The sequence below is a fragment of the Roseomonas sp. TS2 genome (assembly GCF_058833935.1).
The window spans coordinates 1-18,041 of record NZ_JCACVY010000026.1 but is presented as its reverse complement, the minus strand read 5'-3'; the positions used below and the strand labels follow the sequence as shown (position 1 = coordinate 18,041).

The window sequence follows — 18,041 nt, the reverse complement described above, 5'->3', positions numbered from 1 at the left end:
TACGATCCTGCTGCCATGGCTGACCTGTTCCGTGAGGCCGGAGCCCTGCCGCATAACGCGCATGATGCATCGACGCGGGATGGAATCGGCTATCGGAACCCGCCAGTGAGCCGGAGCCGAGCAAAAAATAGGAATAAATTCACAAACTCCGCATGGAAGCAATGCAGTTGCCGGGCTCCGGTCGCGGCGTGAGCAGCATTCTGCTTTATAATGCGCGGATGGATAGGCGCTTCGCGCCCGGAGAGGATTTCCTGATGGATACCAACAGCATTGTTGAAGCCGGTTCCGTGCGGTTCGGCAACAGGCTGCCGATTGCCCTGATCGCTGGTCCCTGCCAGCTGGAGAGCCGGGCGCATGCACTGGAAATGGCTTCCGCCCTGAAGGAGATCTCCACCCGGCTCGGCATCGGCCTCGTCTACAAGACCAGCTTCGACAAGGCCAACCGCACCAGCGCCAGTGCGCAGCGTGGCCTGGGCATGGAGAGGTCCCTCCCCATCTTCGCCGAGATCCGCGAGAGCCTGGGCCTGCCCGTGCTGACCGACGTGCATGACGCGGCCCAGTGCGCGCCCGTCGCCGAGGCGGTGGACATCCTGCAGATCCCGGCCTTCCTGTGCCGCCAGACCGACCTGCTGCTGGCCGCCGCCGCCACGGGGCGCGCCGTCAACGTCAAGAAGGGCCAGTTCCTGGCGCCGTGGGACATGGTGAACGTGGTCGAGAAGCTGACCGGCGCCGGCAACCCGAACGTGCTGCTCACCGACCGCGGCACCAGCTTCGGCTACAACACCCTGGTCTCCGACTTCCGCGGCCTGCCGATCATGGCCCGCACCGGCGCGCCCGTCATCTTCGATGCCACGCATTCGGTGCAGCAGCCCGGCGGCCTCGGCGGCTCCTCCGGCGGGCAGCGCGAGTTCGTCCCCGTCCTGGCGCGCGCCGCCGTCGCCGTCGGTGTCGCCGGCCTCTTCATCGAGACCCACCAGGACCCCGATCGCGCGCCCTCCGACGGCCCCAACATGGTGCCGCTGCGCCAGTTCGAGGGGCTGCTGCGCGAGCTGCAGGCGATCGACCGGCTGACCAAGGCCCGGCCGGAGCAGACGGCCGCATGAACCCCGTCATCCTGATCCCGGCCCGCCTCGCCGCCACCCGCCTGCCGGACAAGCCCCTGGCCGACATCCATGGCGAGGCGATGATCGTCCATGTCTGGCACCGCGCCGTCGAGGCGGATCTCGCGCCCATCTGGGTGGCCACCGACACGCCGGCCATCGCCGAGGCGGTGCGGGCCGCCGGCGGCCAGGCGGTGATGACCGCCGCCGGCCATCCTTCCGGCTCCGACCGCGTCTGCGAGGCGCTGGGCCGCATCGACCCCGACCGCCGCTTCGACGCCGTGATCAACCTGCAGGGCGACCTGCCCACCGTGGCCGCGGCCACGCTGCGCGCCGCGGCCGCGCCGCTGGCCGACAGGGAGGTGGCCATCGGCACCGCCGTCGCCCCGATCGTGCTGGAGGAGGAGCGCACCGCCTCCAGCGTCGTCAAGATGGTCGGCAGCCCGCTGGGCGGCGGGCGCTTCCGCGCCCTCTACTTCACCCGCGCTACGGCGCCCTGGGGCGAGGGGCCGCTCTACCACCACATCGGCCTCTATGCCTGGCGCCGCGCCGCGCTCGAGCGCTTCGTCACCCTCGCCCCCTCCACGCTGGAGCTGCGCGAGAAGCTCGAGCAGCTGCGCGCGCTGGAGGACGGCATGCGCATCGACGCCATGCAGGTGGCCGAGGTGCCGCTCGGCGTCGACACGCCCCATGACCTCGAGCGCGCGCGCGCGCTCCTGGCGCGGCCGGCCACGGCCTGAACAGCAGGAGAGACGACATGGCACCGCTGGAAAGCGCGCTGGAGGCCACCTCCCCCTTGCAGGCCGCGCGCGAGACGCTGGAGGTCGAGACCAGCGGCCTCGCGGCGCTGCGTGCCGCCTTCGACGGGCCGCTGGGCGACAGCTTCACCCAGGCCATCGGCACCATCCAGAAGGCGCAGGCGAAGAGCGGCCGCGTCATCGTCACCGGCATGGGCAAGTCCGGCCATGTCGGGCGTAAGATCGCGGCCACGCTGGCTTCCACCGGCACGCCTTCGCACTTCGTCCACCCCGCCGAGGCCAGCCATGGCGATCTCGGCATGATCCAGCACGAGGACGCCGTCCTCGCCCTCTCCTGGTCCGGCGAGGCGCCCGAGCTGTCCGACATCATCGTCTACTGCAAGCGCTTCGGGGTGCCGCTGATCGCCATCACCTCGCGCGCCGCCAGCGCCCTCGGCAGCGCCGCCGACGTGCCGCTGATCCTGCCGGCGATGCCGGAGGCCTGCCCCAACGGTCTGGCTCCCACCACCTCCACCACCATGCAGATGGCGATGGGCGACGCCATCGCCGTCGCCCTGCTCTCGCTGCGGCGCTTCAGCGCGCAGGATTTCCGCCAGTTCCATCCGGGCGGCAAGCTGGGCGCCAAGCTGCGCAAGGCGCGCGACCTGATGCATGGCGGAGAGAACATGCCCCTGGTCCGCTCCGGGGTCAGGCTCTCGGAGGCCATCGTCGAGATGACCTCCAAGCGCTTCGGCGTCACCGGCGTGCTCGATGGCGCAGGGCATCTCATCGGCGTCGTCACCGACGGCGATCTGCGCCGCGCCTTCACCCAGGGCTTCGTCGACAGCCTGGTGGACGACATCATGACGCGGTCGCCGCGCACCATCCACCCCGCCATGCTGGCATCCGCCCTGCTCGCCGAGCTCAGCAACAGCGCCATCACCAGCGCCTTCGTGGTCGAGGACAGGGTGCCGGTCGGCATCGTCCACATCCACGACCTCCTGCGCGCCGGCGTCGTCTGACACCCGCCACGGCCCGCGCCGTCAGGGAGATGCCGGACGCCGTGCGTCCTGATCGGCTTCCTCCACGGCGGCGCGGGCACAGGCGAGCACCGCATCCCGCAGCGTCCTGACGATGTGCCGGGCTTCGAGGTTGTCCTGCAGCCTTTCGTCAAGCCCGGCTTCCTGCCCCGTCCAGATGCCGGCGACAATCGGCGTCTGCGGCAAGACCTGCCGCAGGCGGCGCAGCAGGTAGCGCAGATGCGACGGCGCGCCCGGCATCTGCACGACACAGACGCAGACCATCAGCGCGCCCCGGGTGTCCAGCCGCGCAATGTCGCGCCGCGACACCGCCGCATGCGGCACCACCCGGGCGCCGAGGCCATGCTTGCCCAGGATCTGCGCCAGCAGCAGGGCGGAAATCTCGTCCAGTGGCCCGCGGCCGGCCACGCACATCACCGCTCCCTCGGCCCGCCAGGGTGGCGGGATGTCCCGCGCATCCGGCAGCTTCATCGGCACAGGCGCGGGCAGGCGCTGCTCGGCCGAGGAGAGCCGCAGGATCCGCCCGCCATTGCCGCTGGGCGGCACGGCCGGCGGGTCGACATCCGGCAGCTCGCCCAGCCCCTCCGCGAGGTCCTGCACCGCCTCGCGGATGCGGGCGAGCTGGCCGGGCGTGACCAGCCCGCGGCGCACATCGCTGGCGGCGAGCGCCAGGCCCTTCAGCGCCACCTCGTCGTAGTAGGAGCAGAGCGAGCGCTCGCGCAGCAGCAGCTCCGCCTGCTCCTGCACCTCGTCCGGGTCGCCGGCAAGGGCGCGCTGGTAGAAATTCTCCACCGGCGTCAGGGCCGGGCGGTCGCCCAGCAGCACGTCGAGGAATTCCAGCCGGTCGACATGCCGGCCCAGGACCACCAGGCACAGCGTTAGCGGGGTCGCGATGATCAACCCGATCGGGCCCCAGATCCAGCTCCAGAAGATCGCCGCCACCACGACCGAGACGGGGGACATCCCCGTGCTGTGGCCATAGGCCAGCGGCTCCACCACATGGGCGATCAACGGCTCGATGGCGAGGAACAGCACCGCGGTCCAGAGCGCCATGGACCAGCCAGGATCCACCGCCGCGGCCACCCCGATCGGCAGCACCGCGCCCAGCACCGCGCCCACATAGGGAACGAAGCGCAGCAGCGCCGCGAGCAGCCCCCAGAGCAGCGGGCTCGGCACGCCGATCAGCAGCAGCCCGGCGGCGATGACGGCGCCGAAGCCCAGGTTGATGGAAAGCTGCGCCAGGAAAAAGCGGCTGAGCCGGTATGCGGCGTCATCCATCGCCACGGTGGTGCGGTGCAGGTCGGTGGAGCCGAACAGGCGGATCAACCGGTCGCGCAGGTCTTCCCGCTGCACCAGGATGAACACCGTGACCACCAGGACGATGCCGGTCTGCGCCAGCGGCCCGGCCAGGGGCGAGAGCAGGTTGGTCGCCATCTGGCCCGGCGTGAGGGCAGGTTCCAGCACCTCGACCCGCACCGGCGGCGGTTCCGTGCCCCCCTGCGGGGTGACGGGCGGCACGACGGAGGGGGCCGTGCGCGTGGCCTCCCCGCCGATCCGTTCCAGCACCTCGCCCAGGCGCCCCACCGTCATCTGCCGGAGGGTGTCGATCTTCTGCTGCAGGCTGTGCTGGTAGAGCGGCAGGCTCTGCGCCAGCTCCGCCAGCTGGGCGCCGATGACGATCCCGGCCGCCACCAGGACACCGATCGCGACCAGCACCGCCAGGATCACCGAGCCGACCCGACCCAGCCTGGCCCGCCGCAGCAGCCGCACCAGCGGAGACAGGACGAGGCTGAGCAGGATGGCCAGCGTGACCGGGATCAGCACGTCCCGCCCGAGATAGAGGCCCGCCACCACCACGACGGCTCCGGCCAGGGTTGTCAGGCTTCGTATGTCGGGAGCCTCGGCGGGCGCGACCTTGGCCGATGGTGCCGCGTCGGAAATTCGGATGTCGGGCATGCGCTCAGTGCCTCCGGCTCGGGTATGGAGCGGGAGCTCCTGCGCGGTAAACGCCATGGTGGCGCTAACGGCTGAGTCGGAGGCGAAATTTCCCGGGCCGGGTGTGGACTTTGCCGACCCGGTACGTCTCAGCGCGTCAGCTTGCGCACGGGCGGCGGCGAGGGCTGCAGCAGCAGCCCGTCCGGGGTCAGCGTCACCCGGGCGTCGCGATAGACCGCCTGGGCCAGTTGCAGGTTCTCGGTGAAGGCGGCCTTGAAGTGCTTGCGCAGCCGGATGCCGGCGCCGAACTGCGTTGCCAGGGCACCCCAGCTCACCATCTTGTCGCCCTGCAGGGCATGCAGGCGGTAGGCGAGCCAGCAATAGACATCGAGCGCCATCGAGGAATTGCGGATGTGCCGGATCGCCGCCTCGTCCAGCGGCACCGCGTGCTGGCGCAGCTGGTGGAAGAAGCTCTCCGACAGGCGGGCCGTCTCGACGAAGAGATCCCCCTGCCCCGCCGCGCTGTTCGTCGGGTCGTCGACGAACATGGCGATGTCGACGATGTTCTGGTTGACCAGCACGGTCGCGCCGTTGCGCGTGAAGTGGAAGGACAGGCGGCAGCGGCTGATGCGGTCGGCCTGCTCCCGCACCAGCTTCGTGGTCTTGCCGCCCACGGACACCCCGAGCCGGCCCAGGAAGTCGCGCAGCGACCGGCCGAGCTGGATGTCCCGCGACCCCGTCCGCAGCGCCTCGGATTGCAGGTAGATCAGGATCAGCCGGGCGATGGCGCCGAAAGGCACGCCGACATGGCAGGGCGTGCCGTCCGCCTTCAGCCTGACGCCCGGCTCGACCAGCAGAGTCATGCTGTCCGTCTCGAGCTTCCAGATCGCGCTGTCATCCTGCGGGCGGCGGTGCGGCAGCGCCGTCTGGCACCATCCGGAATGGATGTAGCCGGTGCCCATCTCCTCATCCGACGACCAGGACGCCGCTGCCTCCACGATGCGGGGCGCACGCCGGCCGTCCAGCAGGTCACGGGTGGCCTGCCGCCCATAGGCTTCGATGAGATGATGAACCTTGCCCATGACCATCCGCTGCGAATTGCCCGGCAAACTGGCGCAATCGGGCGCCGCTGTCGATGTGGACTCTGCCGACCATAGCTATTTGGAAGTATTTGATTCTTCTATTTGCTCTGTGCCGTCAGAGTCCACGGGATAACCCGACTAAACCTTTGAATCGCGGTGGCCTCCGGTCGGCAGAGTCCACGGTATGGTCGGCAGAGTCCACGCTGTGCCCTGTGGAGGGGGGCTGCGACTCCGGATGGTGCTCCTGGCGCCGGAAATCCCTGTTTCCCGCGGCGTTCCGCCAACCGCCGGTCGGCAGAGTCCACAGCCCTGCAGCGATGGACGAGGGCTGCACCGGAGGACCGGTCGGCAAAGTCCACACCCCTTCAGCGCGCCTTGCGTCCTTCGCGGCTGGACCGGAAGCCCTGGTAGAGGGCTTCCAGCTGCTCCGCCACATAGGTGCCGAACTCCGGCTCCAGCCGTTCATTGATGGTCAGGCGCATTCCCTGGGCGCTCTGCTCGATCCGCACCACCGGCTCTCCCCGGGGATTGTGCCAGAAGCGGCCTGCCTCCGGCGCTGCCCCGCCATGGCGCAGGCTTTCGAAGACGCGCTGGAAGCGGGCATCGCTGCTCAGGGCGCGGAAGCCCGGACCTGCCACCACCTGCGCCGCCATGTCCTCCGCCTGCGGTTGCGCGAAGAGGCGCTGCAACTCCAGCCACCGGGGCCGGCCGGTCCGGGGCGCCGGGCCGATCGCCAGGATGACGGCCCGCGGGATGCTCCGCGCCACCTGGAGGTAGCGCGTCATCTCGGCCGATTGCACGGCCAGGGCGGCGTGCAGGGTGGGGCGGTCGAAGCCATGCGCCTCCAGATGCGCGGCGAACAGGGCGCGCTCGATGAAGGTCAGGTTGCGCCGCTCGATGTTCTCCTTGCCCTGGGCGACGACCAGCTCGGCATCGCTCAGGGCGCGGACCACCGCCTTCAGCCGCACCCCCAGCCGCCGCACCGCGATCAGCCGGCGGTGGCCATAGGCGATCTGGTAATGCCCTGTCTTGTCCGGGTGGGGGCGCACCAGCACCGGAACCTGCTGCCCGGATTCCGCGATGCTCTGCACCAGCGCGCGCAACTCCCCCTCGCTGTCGGCGGCGAGGCGGTCGTTCACGAAGGAGCCCTCCACCAGGGCGGGATCCAGCTCCACCACCGTGTCGCCCGCTTCGATGCTGGCCCGCAGCGCCTGCGCCTCCTCCCGCAGGTGGCCGAGGCTGAGGCCCATGGCGCGCACCGCGCCGGAGGGCACCCGGGCGGTGGTGGGCTGCGCCGCCGCCTCCGCCTCCGGCCCGGCACTCAGCAGGTCGCGCAATGTGTTCTTGCGTTTCATCGGCTGGTCCTCCCCCAGGCCTGCAGCATCAGCTGCCGGATCTCGCCATTCACCGCGTCCAGGGCCTCGGCGGCCCGGTTGTAGGTGTCGCGGCTGAAATTCTGCGGGCCCACCTCGTAGAGGGTCTGCTTGGTGAGGCCGGCATCGGAGATGGCGGTGGATTTGACCATCGGATTGGTCAGCACCCGCGCGCCGAACAGGCTGCGGAGGAACCCCACCACCTGCGTCTGCGGCCCGTCCTGCGGTTCGTACCGGGTGACGAGATAGCGCAGGAAGTCATAGTCGAGATTGCCGCCGGCCTGCCGCACCACCGCGAGCAGGTCGGCCGTCATCAGCAGGAACTGGCACATGCTGGCGATGTCCAGCATCTGCGGATGCACGGTGATCAGCACGCCCGTGGCGGCGCACAAGGCGGCGAGGGTGAGGAAGCCGAGCTGCGGCGGGCAATCGATCACCACCACGTCGTAATCCGCCTCCACGCTCGCCAGCGCTTCGGTCAGGCGGGTGAAGAACAGCGTCTCCCGCGAGCGTTCCGACTGGGCGAGCAGCCGGGGCGTGTCGTGCTCGAACTCATGCAGTTCGAGGTTGGCAGGGACGATGTGCAGCCCGTCGATATAGGTGGGCCGGATCACCTCGCGCAGCGGGCGCTGCTGCCGGTCGTAGCGCAGCGCCGCGTAGATCGTCTCGTTCTCGCCGATATCCAGTTCGGGCTGGTAGCCGAACAGGGCGGAGAGGCTGGCCTGCGGGTCGAGGTCCAGCGCCAGCACGCGGTACCCCTGGAAGGCCAGGTACTGGGCCAGATGGACGCTGGTGGTGGTCTTGCCCGAACCGCCCTTGAAATTGGCCACCGCCAGGACCTGCAGATGGTCTCCTGGCCGGCGGCGCGGCAGGGCCGGCCGCCCCTTGCCGCGCAGCAGCCCGCGCAGCTCGTTGATCTGTTCCAGCGTGTAGGCGCGCCGGCCGCCGCTGCTCTTGGCCGGGGCCGGGCCTTCCCCCGCGAGGGCCAGCTGCCGCAGATAGGAATCGCTGATCTGCAGGAGGGCCGCGGCTTCGCCGCTGCTGAAGCGCCGGAGCGATTTCTGGGCCACGGGCGGGAAGATGCGGTTGCGCAGCAGGGCCAGCTGTGCACTGAGAGCCTGGGCATCCTGGCTGATCAATGTGTCCATGGCCGCCGGCGCCGGGGCGTTGTCCTCAGGGGAATGCATGACCGACGCTTTTCTCCGGCAAAGAGGCATTTCAGCGTTAGTATATCATCGGAATGTCGATCCGCCGCAAAGCCTTTCCCACCTTCCTCATTGACAGCTGTCAACGCGCGTCATTGACAGCTGTCAATGACCGGGGCGGCCCGGCGGGCTTGCCTGAGGCCCGCCGGGCTGGCGCACGGATCACGGCAGATTATCTATCGGCCAAGTCGAGACGCACCGTATGAAGCGACGCTTCTGGATTGTTCCCGTGGCTGCCAGCCTGGCGGCGGTGCTGGCGGCGCTGGTGGTGTGGCCGGCAGACCCGCCGCCCGCCCCGGCCACCACGCCAGCGCCTGTGGGCGTGGGAGCGCTGGGCCGTGTCGAGCCGGCCTCGCGCATCCGCCGCCTGGGGGTGCCGGGCGGCATGAGCGTCACGCGGCTCGCCCGCCTCCTGGTGGTGGAGGGCGACACCGTGGAAGAAGGCCAGCTTCTGGCTGAGCTGGCCGATGCCGAGCAGAAGACCGCCCAGTTCCGCCAAGCCGAGGCCGCCCTGGCCGAGGCGGAGCGGCAGATGGCGCTGGTCCAGGCGGCGGGCCGCCCCGAGGAAATCGATGCCCAGCGCGCCCGGCTCGAAGCCCTGCGGGCGGTGGAAGCCAGCGCCCGTCGGGACGCCCTCCGCGCCGAGCAGCTGGTGCCCAGCGGCGCGGGCGGGCAGGCCGAGGCGGAGCGCCGCCGTTTCGCGGCAGCCCGGGCCAGCGCCGAGGCGGCCGAGGCGGAAGCCGTGCTCGCGCGCCTGCGCAGCGCCAGGCCGGAAGACCTCGCCGTGGCCGAGGCCCAGATCTGGGCGGCGCAGGCCCGGCTGCGGGTGGCTCAGGCAGACCTGGCACTGAGCCGCCTCTACGCGCCGATCGCCGGGACGGTGCTCAGCATCCAGGCCCGGCCGGGCGACCGCATCGGCGAGGACGGGCTGCTGGAGCTGGCCGATCTCCGCCAGATGGAGGTGGTGGCGGATGTCTATGAGACCGATCTGCCGCGCCTGCGGCTCGGGCAGCCGGCCGAGATCATCGTGCCCGGAGAGGCGCAGCGGCTCTCCGCCCTACTGACGGAGATCGGCTGGCAGGTGCGCCGCACCGTCCAGGCTGGAACCGATCCCGTCGCCGCGGTCGACGCCCGCACCGTCTCGGTGCGCCTGAGGCTGGACGAGGCCGGCGCAGCACTTCTGAGGCGGCGGTCCAACATGCAGGTCCAGGTGGCAATCCGGCCATGAGCCTCCTGCAGTCGCTCTACCTGCCGTTGCGCCTCTCCTGGCGCCAGCTCCGCGCCGAGCGGGCACGCCTGCTGGCGGCCATGGCCGGCGTGATGTTCGCCTGCGTGCTGGTGTTCATGCAGATCGGCTTCCGCGCCGCGCTGTTCGACTCAGCCACCGCCCTGCTCTCCGCCATGCGGGCCGAGCTTTTCCTGATGAACCCGCTCACCACCGCGAGCTTCCGGCCGGAGCCGCTGCCACGCATCCGGGCGCAGCAGGCGCTGGCCCTGGCTGAAGTGCGGCAATCCGTGCCGGTCTACATGGCGCAGGTGACCTGGCGGAACCCGGAGAGCGGCACGCGGCGGGCCATCCAGCTCGTGGCCTTCGACATCGAGAGCGATGCGATGGGCTTCAACGGCCTCGCCGCCCTGGCCGACCGGCTGAAACAGCCCGACGCCGTGGCGTTCGACCGCCGCTCCCGGCCGGAATTCGGCGATGTGGGGCGGCTGCTCGCGGCGCAACCGGGCACGCCGCTGCCGGTGCAGATCGGCGGGCGGCAGATGAACGTGATGGGGCTGGTCGATATCGGCCCCTCCTTCGGCGCGGATGGCAACCTGGTGCTGAGCGAGACGAATTTCCGGCGCCTCCTGCCGAACCGCTCGGTCGCCAATGTCGATCTCGTGGCGCTGCGCCTGCAGCCGGGCGCCGATCCCGTGGCGACGCAGGCGCGGTTGAAGGCCCTTCTGCCCGAGGATGTCGTGGTGCTGACGCAGCCCGAGCTGGTGGCCTGGGAGCGCCGCTACTGGGAGGAAGCGACGCCGATCGGCTTCATCTTCACCTTCGGCAGCCTGATGGGGCTGATCGTCGGCATGGTCATCGTCTACCAGATCCTGTTCAGCGACATTGCCGGCCATCTCCGCGAATACGCCACGCTGAAGGCGATCGGCTACAGCAATGGCTATCTGGCGCGGGTGGTGCTCAGCGCCGCGCTGCTGCTCGCCGTGCTGGGCTTTGTGCCGGGGGCCGTCGTCTCGGCCGTGCTCTACGACGTGGTCGGCAGCGCCACCTTCCTGCCGCTGGGCATGAGCTGGTCGCGGGCCGGGCTGGTGTTCGGCCTGATCTTCGGCATGTGCGCCGCCGCCGGCCTGCTGGCCATGCGCAAGCTGCGGGATGCGCAGCCCGCGGACATGTTCTGATGGCCGACCCCGTGGTGCTGGAGGAGGTCTCCTACGCCTTCGGCGAAGGCGATCTGCGGCGGGCCGTGCTGCGTGACGTCGCGTTGCGGGTGATGCCGGGAGAGATCGTGCTGCTGACCGGCCCTTCCGGTTCCGGCAAGACGACGCTGCTCACCCTGATCGGCGCGCTGCGGGCCATGCAGGCCGGCCGCGCAAGGGTCCTGGAGACAGAGCTGGCCGGGGCGGGGGAGGGACAGCGCCGCGCCCTGCGCCGGCGCATCGGGTTCATCTTCCAGAACCACAACCTGCTTGGCTTCCTCAACGCCCGGCAGAATGTCGCCATGGCGCTGGAGTTGCAGGCCGGCCTGACCGAGCGCGAGCGCCTCTCCCGGGCCGATGCGATGCTGGCCTCCGTGGGGCTGGAGAATCACCGGCACAAGCCTCCTTCCCAGCTTTCGGGCGGCCAGCGGCAGCGTGTCGCCATCGCGCGGGCGCTGGTGGGCGATCCGGGGCTGATCCTGGCCGATGAGCCCACGGCGGCGCTGGACAAGGCCAGCGGCCAGGAGGTGGCCGCCCTGCTGCGGCGCATGGCGCGGCAGCGTCAGGTGCCCATCCTGATGGTGACCCATGATCCGCGCATTCTGGATATGGCGGACAGGATCGTGACCATGGAAGATGGGCGGGTCGTGCCCGCCCTGCCGGCGGGGTGAGAGTGGCGACGCGGCTGCGTGTCTCCGGGCCGCAGGCGGCCTCTGTCCTGGGAGAAGCCATGGCCTCGCCGAACGCCGCTGATGAGAATCCCCGGCGCATGCCCTGCCTCGGAGAGGAGGCCGCCGGACCCGAGTTCGACGCCCTGATCCGCGTGTTCGCCGAGGCGATGCGCTGCCCCATGGCCATGCTGTCCCTCGCCGGGCCGGACCGCCCTGTAGCGCGTGCCTCGGTGGGCCTGGGTGTCGGGGAGATGCCGCGGCTGAACGCCCTCTGCGACGCCACGCTGCGCGGCCATGATCTGCTCGCTGTCGAGGACGCCTGGTCCCATCCGCAGTTCCATGATCACCCGGTGGCCGTGCAGCCGGGAGGAACACGCTTCTATATCGGCATTCCACTGACCGTGAACGGCGTGGCGCTCGGGGTGCTCTGCGCGATGGACGGCAGCCCGCGCCGGGCCGGAGCGGGGGAGCATGAGACGATGCGGCGCTTCGCGCTGGTCGCGCAGGCCCTGCTGCACGACCGGATGCAGGAGGTGCGGCTGCGCGACGTGCTGATGGAGCTGCGCCAGAATGGCCTGCAATTGCAGCGGCACAACCGCCTGCTCCAGCAGGCAGCGCGGATGGCGCAGCTCGGCGCCTGGGAGATCGACCTGCAAAGCCAGAAGGTTTACTGGTCCGAGATCATCTACCGGCTGCATGACCTGCCGGTCGGCACGCCCATCTCCCTGGCGGGCGCCTTGAAGTTCTATCCGGAGCATGAGCGTGCCCGGATCCAGGAGATGATGGACACCACCATCAAGGGTGAAGGGCCGCTCGATTTCGAGGCGGACTTCGTCACGGCCCGCGGCCGCCATCGGCGTGTGCGCGCATTGGCGGAAATCGAGACGGAGCAGGGCGTGCCGGTGCGGGTCCTCGGCATCGTGCAGGACGTGACGGAAGGCTGGCGGATGATGGGCCGCCTCCGGAAGCTGGCGCACACCGACAGCCTGACAGGCCTGGGCAACCGCACCGCGCTGTTCGAGCGGCTCGAGGCCCTCCGCGCGATGCCGGAGGGCCATGAGGCGGCGCTGTACGTGCTCGACCTGGATGGCTTCCAGGATCTGAACGACCGCCACGGTCATCAGGAAGGTGACCAGGTGCTGAGCGGCGTCGCGCAGCGGCTGCGCCGCCTGGTCGCGGAGCCAGGCTTCGCGGCGCGCACGGGCAGCGATGAGTTCGCCCTGCTGCTGCCCAACCCCGGCACCCTGCCGGAAATCCGCGAGATGGCGCAGCGCATGGTCGCCGCCCTGCAGACCCGCCTGCCGGGCGAGAAGAGCTGGCGGCCGCTTTCCGTCAGCATCGGCGTGGCCCGCTGGCCGCACGATGCCGCAAGCCCGATCGGGCTGCTGCGGCAGGCGGACATGGCGCTCTCCGATGGGCGCCGGCAGGGCAAGGCGCGCATCACCCTGTTCTCGCCATCCATCGCCACGCAGTTCCAGCAGCGGCGCGCGGCCATCGACCATGTGCAGCGCGCCCTGGCGGAGGACCGGCTACGCCCGTTCTACCAGCCGAAGCTGTGCCTCACGAGCGGCCGGCTGATGGGCTTCGAGGCGCTGATGCGGGTCCTGGAGCCGGATGGCACGGTCAGCGGCCCGGCGCAGTTCTGGCCGGCCTTGCAGGAGCCGGGAACGGCCGAGCTGATCGGCATGCGGATGCTGGTGGCCATCACCCGCGACCTGGCGAACTGGCGGCTGGACGGCCTTCCGCCCACGCGGATCGGGCTGAACGTCACCGAGGCCGACGTGCTGTCGGACGGGCTGGTGGAGCGCGTGCTGGAACGGCTGCGCACCTGCGACCTGCCGCCCGAGGCGCTGGAGATCGAGGTGACCGAGACCGTGTTCCTCGGCCCGCAGAGGCCCGCCGTGACTCACATCCTGCAACGCCTGCACGATGCCGGCCTGCGGATCGCGCTGGATGATTTCGGCACCGGCTATGCCTCGCTGGTGCATCTGCGCGACTTCCCGATCCACTCCCTGAAGATCGACAAATCCTTCATCGACGATGTCGAGCAGGAGGGCGGCAGCCGGCTGATCGTCGAGATGCTGATCCAGCTGGCGCATGGGCTGGGCCTGGAGGTGGTGGCGGAAGGGGTTGAGAGCGGCGCGCAGCACCGGCTGCTGCAGAGGCTGGGCTGCGACGTAGGCCAGGGCCACCATTACGGCATGGCCATGCCCGCCGACGCCGTGCGGGCGCTGCTGGCGGCGGAATGAGAGGGCGGCTTCAGCAGACGAAGTCCGCCGCCGCCACGGCCTCGCCGCGCAGGACGCGCTCGATGTTGCCAAAGATCTGGCGAATGCCCTTCTCGAAATTGTCGGCGGCGAGGGCCGCGATGTGCGGCGTCGCCACGACGTTGTCGAACCGCAGGAGTGGGTTCTCCGCCGGCGTCGGCTCCGTCTCGTAGACATCGGTCGCGGCGCCCAGGATCTCGCCGGCCTCGAGCGCGGCGACGAGGTCGGCCTCCACCACCACCCCGCCACGGGCGACGTTGATGAGCACGGCGCTGCGCTTCATGGACCGCAGCGCGGCCCGGTCGATCATCCCGGCGGTCTCCGGCGTCATCGGGCAGTGCAGCGAGACGACGTCGCTCTCGGCCAGCACCTCCGGAACGCTGGCGAAGCGCACATCCTGCGCGGCCTCCTCCGCGGGGTCCAGGCGGCGGGTCTTGTTGTAGAGGATGCGGCAGCCGAAAGGCTTCAGCAGGCGCGCGACATTCTGCCCGATCGCGCCATAGCCGATGATCCCCACCGTCTTGCCGGTGAGCATGAAGCTGGGCTTGGGCAGGGTGGTGGTGCGCCACGCGCCGGCGCGCAGCGTGGCATGGCCGAAGGCCAGGTTGCGCAGCAGGGCGATCATCAGGCCCAGGGTGAACTCGGCCACCGGCACGGCATTGCTGCCGGTGGTGCGGGCCACGGTGATGCCGCGCGCCCTGGCCGCCGCCAGATCGAAATTGTCGACGCCCACGCCCCATTTGTGCAGCAGCCTGGCCCGGCCCGCCGCGGCCAGCAGCGCGGCGTCCACCGCGATCTGGCCGGAGACCAGGAACTCGGCATCGGACACGATCTCCCGCAGATGGGCCGGGTCGCGGCTGCGCGCGTAGTCGAGTTCCAGGCCGGCCGGCAGCAGCGCACGCATCCGCCGCGCGGTTTCGGCCGTGATCGGGTCGAGCACTATGATCTTGCGGGGCATCGGGTGATCCGGGAGCGAGGACGAAGATGGCAGGAAGCCGTATCCGCCGGAGCGTGCGGAGAAATCATCCCGGCGGCAAGCCGGGATGCAGCGGCCTTCCGGCCCTGGCGGCCCGCCGCTCTTCAGACCACCGCCGTCATGCCGCCATCCACGTAGAGCATCTGCCCGTTGACGAAGTCCGAGGCCGGCGCCGCCAGGAAGACGCAGGCGCCCACCAGCTCCTCCACCCGGCCCCAGCGGCCGGCCGGCGTGCGGCGGCTGAGCCAGGCGGTAAACTCTGCATCCTCCACCAGCGGCCGCGTCAGCTCCGTGGCGAAGTAGCCGGGGGCGATGGCGTTCACCTGCACGCCGCGGGCCGCCCACTCGGCGCAGAGGGCGCGGGTCAGCATCCGCACACCGCCCTTGCTGGTGGCGTAGGGGGCGGTGCCGGGCCGCGCCAGGTCGCTCTGCACCGAGGCGATGTTGATGATCTTGCCGCGCCCGCGCGCCGTCATGCGCCGCGCGGCGGCCTGGGCCACGAAGAACACCCCGTCGAGGTTGGTGCGCAGGATCTCGTGCCAGACCGCCGGCGGCACGTCGAGCGCCGGCATGCGGCGGGTGATGCCGGCATTGTTCACCAGGATGTCCACCGGGCCGAGCCGCGCCTCGATCTCCGCCAGCGCCGCCTCGGCCGCCGCCGCCTCGGTCACGTCGAAGGCCGCGACCTCGGCGGCGAGCCCCGAGGCGGCGAGGCCCGCGCGGGCGGCCTCCAGCTTCGCCGGGTCGCGGCCATTCAGCACCACCTGCGCGCCGGCCTCGGCCAGGCCGCGCGCCAGCGCCAGCCCGATGCCCTGGCTGGAGCCGGTCAGCAGCGCGCGGCGCCCCGTCAGGTCGAAAAGTCCTGCCGTCATCTGGGTCCCTCCCCGGGGATTTCGTTTCGCGGCCAGGGTGGCGGGTGGAGCGCGGCAGGGCAAGGCCAGGGCGCCGCCCTCAGCGTCCAGGCGGCTCCAGTCCGCAGCCGCGCAACACCAGCTGCAGGATGGTGTCGGTGCCGCGGGCGAAGCAGTCGGCGTCCGGCTCCGGCAGGTCCAGCACGGCGCCGATCTGGGCGCCAAAATCGGCATAGGTCTGGGTCATCGCCCAGATGCTGAAGAACAGGTGGGGCGGGTCCACCGGCGCCATGCGGCCCGCCGCGATCCAGCCCTCCAGCACCGCCGACTTTTCCTGCACCAGCGCGCGCAGCGGCCCGGCTAGGTGGCTGCGCAGATAGGGCGCGCCGTGCAGCACCTCGTTGGCGAAGACGCGGGAAGCCTGCGGCCGCTCGCGCGACCAGCGCATCTTGGCGCGGATATAGGCGGTGAGCGCCTCGGCCGGTTCCACCTCGGGGCGGATGCTGTCTGTGGCCGAGAGCCAGAGGGCGAGAATGCTGTCGAGCAGGGTGGTGTAGAGCGCCTCCTTGGTGCCGAAGTAGTAGTGCAGGTTGGCCTTGGGCAGGCCGGCGGCGGCGGCGAGCTCCGACATGCTGGCCCCCTCGAAGCCCGCCTCGGCGAAGACGCGCTCGGCCCCGGCCAGGATCTGCGCGATGCGCGCCTGGCGCTGGCGGGCACGTGGCCCCGCCTGTGCATTCCCTGCCTGCGTCATGATCAGAATTCCGGCCTGCTGCCTTGCAAATGGGCCAATCGGGGGCCTTGGGAAATTATTGACCATTTGGTCAGCTTTCTTCTAGCGTCATATCGCCGACGCACCAAGCCGCCCCGCCGGGCGCGGCCCGCCGGTGCCGCACAGAGCGAGGCGTAGCGCGACGATGACCGGCCTGAACCGACTGCGCGACGGCAAGGGCACCGCCCCGCGCCCGATCATCCTGACCTCCCATCCGCAGCGCGGCGGCGCCAAGTCTCCTCCTCTCCACTGGGGTGCGGCCGAGCCGGCGCGGCGTGGCCCCGTCATCGCCACCACGCAGGACCCCGCGGCGCGCAACGCCATCGGCACCCATGCGGGCTCCTATGCGCTGTACCGGGCGCTGGCGGTGGCCTCGGGGCAGCTCCGCGCCGACCACCGGCCGGATTTCCGCGACACCCGCCCGGCCCAGCCGATCGGCCCCTTCCCGGCCTGGGGGGACCCCGCGAAGATCGTCTCGCTCGACCCCTTCGGGCATATGGTGCCGGAACTCTACGCGGAGCAGCTCGCGGCGGGGCTGGACATCCGCCCCAGCATCGCCGTCACCCGCGCGCACATCAACATGCCGGAGCTGGCCGATGCGGTGCGGGCCGGGCGACTGGCGCCGGATGGCGCGGTGCTGCTGGGCAATGGTGATGTGCGCGTCACCAAGATCGCCATCGAGCCGGTGTGGTGGCTGCCCGGCATCGCCGCCCGCTTCGGCATCGATGAGACCGCGCTGCGACGCAACCTGTTCGAGCAGACCGGCGGCATGTTCCCCGAGCTGGTGACGCGGCCCGACCTGCGGGTGTTCCTGCCCCCCATCGGCAGCATGTCGGTCTATCTCTTCGGCGACACGGCGAAGCTCGGCCAGGCGGAGACGCGCATCGCCTGCCGCATCCATGACGAGTGCAACGGCTCCGACGTGTTCGGCTCCGACATCTGCACCTGCCGGCCCTATCTGGCGCATGGCATCGAGGCCTGCATCGGCATGGCGCAGGAGGGCGGCGTCGGCGTCATCGTCTACAACCGCAAGGAGGGGCGGGCGCTGGGCGAGGTGACGAAGTTCCTTGTCTACAACGCGCGCAAGCGGCAGGAGGGCGGCGACCGGGCGGAGCAGTACTTCCAGCGCACCGAATGCGTGGCCGGCGTGCAGGACATGCGCTTCCAGGAGCTGATGCCGGATGTGCTGCACTGGCTCGGCATCGCCCGCATCGACCGGCTGGTGTCGATGAGCAACATGAAGTTCGCGCCGATCACCGCCAGCGGCATCGATGTGGTGGAGCGCATCCCGATCCCCGACGAACTGATCCCGGCCGATGCGCGGGTGGAGATGGATGCCAAGAAGGCGGCCGGCTATTTCTCCCCCGCCGTGCCGGACGCGGCGGAACTGGCCGTGCCCAAGGGCCGCGCGCTGTGAGCGGTGCGCTGGCCCTGCTGCGCCGGCCGGAGACGATCCGCGCCCGCTGCCACGCACTCCTCGCCCTGGCCGAGCGCGACGCGCTGCCGCACTTCACCTTCCACCCCACGCGCCTGCCGGCGGCGGCCGACTACGTGACGGAGACCATCCGGCAGAACTACCCGGACCTGCGCATCCCCTACCACGCGCGCTGGCGG

The 18,041-nt window shown here is 70.7% G+C and carries 16 protein-coding genes; 9 read left to right on the top strand and 7 right to left on the bottom strand.

Going from position 1 to position 18,041, the window contains the following annotated elements:
• The first annotated feature begins 254 nt into the window (after window positions 1-254).
• The 3 genes from kdsA to ACZJYS_RS07075 are packed head-to-tail and all read left to right on the top strand — an operon-like array spanning window position 255 to window position 2,859.
• Window positions 255-1,103 carry a 3-deoxy-8-phosphooctulonate synthase gene (gene kdsA, locus ACZJYS_RS07085; protein ID WP_109518057.1) on the top strand — a complete coding sequence of 283 codons (849 nt, stop codon included), beginning with the start codon at window positions 255-257 and terminating at the stop codon, window positions 1,101-1,103.
• Entirely contained in the window at window positions 1,100-1,840 is a 741-nt protein-coding gene (locus ACZJYS_RS07080) for a 3-deoxy-manno-octulosonate cytidylyltransferase (protein ID WP_493176769.1), read from the top strand. The genes kdsA and ACZJYS_RS07080 overlap by 4 nt, the downstream gene beginning before the upstream one ends.
• Window positions 1,841-1,857: 17 nt before the next feature.
• The gene (locus ACZJYS_RS07075) at window positions 1,858-2,859 is read left to right on the top strand and encodes a KpsF/GutQ family sugar-phosphate isomerase (protein WP_109518059.1); all 1,002 of its coding nucleotides are present in this window, start codon (window positions 1,858-1,860) and stop codon (window positions 2,857-2,859) included.
• Window positions 2,860-2,880: 21 nt separating this feature from the next.
• Here ACZJYS_RS07075 and ACZJYS_RS07070 read toward each other — a convergent pair whose 3' ends face one another.
• From ACZJYS_RS07070 to repA, 4 genes are all read right to left on the bottom strand, one after another.
• On the bottom strand, window positions 2,881-4,833 hold the full coding sequence (locus ACZJYS_RS07070; RefSeq protein ID WP_493176766.1) for an AI-2E family transporter: 1,953 nt from the start codon (window positions 4,831-4,833) through the stop codon (window positions 2,881-2,883).
• A gap of 128 nt (window positions 4,834-4,961) precedes the next feature.
• Window positions 4,962-5,894 carry a replication protein RepA gene (locus ACZJYS_RS07065; protein WP_367604220.1) on the bottom strand — a complete coding sequence of 311 codons (933 nt, stop codon included), beginning with the start codon at window positions 5,892-5,894 and terminating at the stop codon, window positions 4,962-4,964.
• Window positions 5,895-6,259: 365 nt separating this feature from the next.
• Window positions 6,260-7,249 carry a plasmid partitioning protein RepB gene (repB, locus tag ACZJYS_RS07060; protein ID WP_379636554.1) on the bottom strand — a complete coding sequence of 330 codons (990 nt, stop codon included), beginning with the start codon at window positions 7,247-7,249 and terminating at the stop codon, window positions 6,260-6,262.
• Window positions 7,246-8,415, bottom strand: coding sequence for a plasmid partitioning protein RepA (repA, locus tag ACZJYS_RS07055; RefSeq protein WP_245906495.1), 1,170 nt, complete (start codon window positions 8,413-8,415; stop codon window positions 7,246-7,248). Before repA ends, repB begins: the two co-directional genes overlap by 4 nt.
• Before the next feature lie 286 nt (window positions 8,416-8,701).
• On the opposite strand from repA, the gene ACZJYS_RS07050 reads away from it, so the two are divergent.
• The 4 genes from ACZJYS_RS07050 (at window position 8,702) to ACZJYS_RS07035 (ending at window position 13,813) form a co-directional block, all read left to right on the top strand.
• Window positions 8,702-9,700 carry a hypothetical protein gene (locus ACZJYS_RS07050; protein WP_493176764.1) on the top strand — a complete coding sequence of 333 codons (999 nt, stop codon included), beginning with the start codon at window positions 8,702-8,704 and terminating at the stop codon, window positions 9,698-9,700.
• Window positions 9,697-10,875: an ABC transporter permease DevC gene (devC, locus tag ACZJYS_RS07045; RefSeq protein ID WP_379636548.1), complete on the top strand. Its 1,179-nt coding sequence runs from the start codon at window positions 9,697-9,699 to the stop codon at window positions 10,873-10,875. The genes ACZJYS_RS07050 and devC overlap by 4 nt, the downstream gene beginning before the upstream one ends.
• Window positions 10,875-11,564: an ATP-binding cassette domain-containing protein gene (locus tag ACZJYS_RS07040; RefSeq protein WP_493176762.1), complete on the top strand. Its 690-nt coding sequence runs from the start codon at window positions 10,875-10,877 to the stop codon at window positions 11,562-11,564. Before devC ends, ACZJYS_RS07040 begins: the two co-directional genes overlap by 1 nt.
• A 98-nt stretch (window positions 11,565-11,662) precedes the next feature.
• Window positions 11,663-13,813, top strand: a complete 2,151-nt coding sequence (locus ACZJYS_RS07035; RefSeq protein WP_493176760.1) for a putative bifunctional diguanylate cyclase/phosphodiesterase — start codon at window positions 11,663-11,665, stop codon at window positions 13,811-13,813.
• Window positions 13,814-13,823: 10 nt separating this feature from the next.
• Here the strand turns inward: ACZJYS_RS07035 and ACZJYS_RS07030 are convergent, their stop codons facing one another.
• From ACZJYS_RS07030 to ACZJYS_RS07020, 3 genes are all read right to left on the bottom strand, one after another.
• Entirely contained in the window at window positions 13,824-14,789 is a 966-nt protein-coding gene (locus ACZJYS_RS07030; protein WP_493176758.1) for a 2-hydroxyacid dehydrogenase, read from the bottom strand.
• 122 nt (window positions 14,790-14,911) lie between these two features.
• Window positions 14,912-15,679 carry an SDR family oxidoreductase gene (locus tag ACZJYS_RS07025; RefSeq protein ID WP_493176756.1) on the bottom strand — a complete coding sequence of 256 codons (768 nt, stop codon included), beginning with the start codon at window positions 15,677-15,679 and terminating at the stop codon, window positions 14,912-14,914.
• A gap of 79 nt (window positions 15,680-15,758) precedes the next feature.
• Complete coding sequence (locus ACZJYS_RS07020) at window positions 15,759-16,409, bottom strand: TetR/AcrR family transcriptional regulator (RefSeq protein ID WP_493176754.1); 651 nt, start codon at window positions 16,407-16,409, stop codon at window positions 15,759-15,761.
• A 163-nt stretch (window positions 16,410-16,572) separates the two neighbouring features.
• Here ACZJYS_RS07020 and ACZJYS_RS07015 point away from each other — a divergent pair, with 163 nt between their 5' ends.
• Both ACZJYS_RS07015 and ACZJYS_RS07010 read left to right on the top strand, forming a co-directional pair.
• Window positions 16,573-17,844, top strand: coding sequence for a GTP cyclohydrolase II (locus ACZJYS_RS07015; protein ID WP_493176752.1), 1,272 nt, complete (start codon window positions 16,573-16,575; stop codon window positions 17,842-17,844).
• On the top strand, window positions 17,841-18,041 hold a 201-nt coding region (locus tag ACZJYS_RS07010), incomplete at its 3' end, for a DUF1688 family protein (RefSeq protein ID WP_493176750.1). The genes ACZJYS_RS07015 and ACZJYS_RS07010, both read left to right, overlap by 4 nt.